Origin of the sequence: Hydrocoleum sp. CS-953 (genome assembly GCF_002260545.1) — a bacterium.
Taxonomy (GTDB): Bacteria; Cyanobacteriota; Cyanobacteriia; order Cyanobacteriales; family Microcoleaceae; genus Trichodesmium.
The window spans coordinates 1-2,729 of sequence record NZ_LGSU01000315.1 but is presented as its reverse complement, the minus strand read 5'-3'; the positions used below and the strand labels follow the sequence as shown (position 1 = coordinate 2,729).

Genomic DNA, 2,729 nt, shown 5'->3' with positions numbered 1-2,729 from the left:
CCCCTACTCCCCCACTCCCCCACTCCGCGTCTTCTTTTAGTAGCAGGTTTTTCAGGGATTGGAAAAACTGCTGTGATTAATGAAGTTCATAAACCCATAGTTCGACAAAAGGGATATTTTATCAAAGGGAAATATGACCAATTCAACCGCAATATACCCTTCTCTGCCTTTGTGTCAGCTTTCCGAGATTTAATGAGTCAATTATTAGGAGAATCTGATACAAATTTAGCCAATTGGAAAGATAAAATTCTCGAAGTTGTAGGAGAAAATGGTCAAGTTATCATAGATGTAATTCCAGAATTAGAACGTATTATTGGTCAACAACCACCAGCAAGTGAACTATCAGGTAGTGCAGTTCAAAATCGCTTTAATCTACTATTTAGTAAATTTGTTGGTATTTTTACCACTAAATACCATCCCTTAGTTATATTTTTAGATGACTTACAATGGGCAGATTCAGCATCATTAAACTTACTGAAAGTCTTAATTAATGAATCAGAAACAGGTTATTTATTAGTATTAGGAGCTTATCGAGATAACGAAGTTTTTCCGGCTCATCCATTGATGCTAACTTTGGATGAAATTAACAAACAAGATGCAAATATTAATACCATTACTTTAACTCCCTTAGATAAAAAAGATATTACAAATTTAGTTGCTGATACATTACTTTCTTCAACAGAAATTGCTACACCATTGTCTCAATTAATTTATCAAAAAACTAGAGGAAATCCATTTTTTACTACTCAATTTTTGAAAGGTTTGCATCAGGAAAACTTGATAAAATTCAACAGTAAAAAGGGATATTGGCAATGCGATTTAACTCAAATACGACAGCTAGCTATGACGGATGATGTGGTGGAATTCATGGTAGGGCGTTTACGGAAACTACCTGAGGCCAGTCAAAATGTGCTGAAGTTAGCAGCTTGTATAGGGAACCGTTTTGACTTGACAATGTTGACGGTAGTCTGCGAAGAAACTCAAGAGGAAGTGGCAACAGATTTATGGGGAGCATTGCAAGAAGGTTTTGTAATTCCAGAAAATCAAACCTATAAGTTTTTTCAAGGATACCAAGAACAAGATATTGAAAATATTTCAGTTAATTATCGCTTTTTGCACGACCGGGTGCAACAAGCTGCCTACTCATTAATTTGTGAAAATCAAAAACCAGGTACCCATTACCAGATTGGTCAACTGATGCTGACAAAGCTTTCCCAAACAGAACAAGAAGAGAAGATTTTTGATATTGTTAACCATCTCAACTTTGGCAAATCTCTAATAAATGAGAAAAGGGAGCAAGAGAAACTAGCACAACTCAACTTAGCTGCTGGTCAAAAAGCTACATCTGCAACAGCTTATCAAGCAGCAATTGAGTATCTAGAAACAGGGATTAACTTACTAGAAAAAGATCCCTGGGTTAATCAATATAACTTGACTTTAAGTCTGTATCGTTACTTAGCAGAAGCTCAGTTAAGTCATGCCAACTACGAAGAATTGGAGATGACAATTGCAATTGCTTTACAACAGGTGAGTTCTCCTGTAGAGCAGGCAGATTTTTATGTGATTCAAGTTAATCAATTTAGTTTACAAGGTAAATTTGCCGAAGCAATTCAGGCAGGTTTGATGGGATTAAACAATCTGGGAATTGAGATTGAGAGCAATAATCTAAGTGAGCTAGTTGAGTTAGAGTTTGCTTCTATTAGGGAGAGTTTGAGAGAACGGTCTATTTCCTCACTATTAGATTTACCGACAACAGTTGAAGCACATATTCAAGCAACGATTAAATTGCTCATTTCTCTAGATCCACCAACATATCTAACCTCCAACATTGAACTTCTCAGTTTCATCTCTTTAAGAGCAGCTTGTCTGTCAATTAAACATGGAAATATTCCTGAGTCAATCAAAGCTTATAACAACTATGGATTCTTTCTAGCATCGCAAGGGCAGTATCAAAGGGGTTATGAGTTGGGAGATTTAGGTATGCAACTAAGTCACAAACTCAATAGTAAATCTCAGAGGTGTCAAGTTGGATTCTCGCTTGGAGGCTTTATTCAACCTTGGGCAAGACCAATAAAAGGGGCAGCAGATATAAATTATGAGAGCTTTCTAGCAGGATTGGAGTGTGGAGAAATTCAATTTGCTGCTTATAACTTAATGGGTAATATTACAAATCGATTATTCCAAGGAGACAATTTAGCAGCAGTTGGCCTAGATATAGAAAAATATATGTTGGTGGCAGATAAAATCCAGAATGAGCTTGTGCAAGTAGCACTTNGAGAAATTCAATTTGCTGCTTATAACTTAATGGGTAATATTACAAATCGATTATTCCAAGGAGACAATTTAGCAGCAGTTGGCCTAGATATAGAAAAATATATGTTGGTGGCAGATAAAATCCAGAATGAGCTTGTGCAAGTAGCACTTGGCGCAGCCCAAATTTTTGTCACCCAACTCTGCCTAGACCAAGAGGCAGAAAAAGCTGAAAAAACGATCACTACTGTAGAAGCATCCCAAATCTGGTTTTCAGTTTGTATCTATTACATTCTGAGAATGCACGTTTCCTGTATAACAGAAAACTTTGAGGTTGGTTTAAATTATTTAAAAAAAGCAGAAGAGATTATTAATTTTCGGATTTTTTTTTAAGTTAATTAATCAGGTCTAGAAAGCAACAGACAAGAAATTTTTTGAGAAAAAATACTCTTCTCTTTACCAAAAAATGAGGGCATGAG

Annotated in this window: 1 pseudogene; it reads left to right on the top strand. The window is 35.9% G+C overall.

Annotated elements, in window-relative coordinates:
- Positions 1–2,274: pseudogene (locus tag AFK68_RS02900) on the top strand (AAA family ATPase); the annotation flags it as partial.
- Positions 2,275–2,729: the final 455 nt, after the last annotated feature.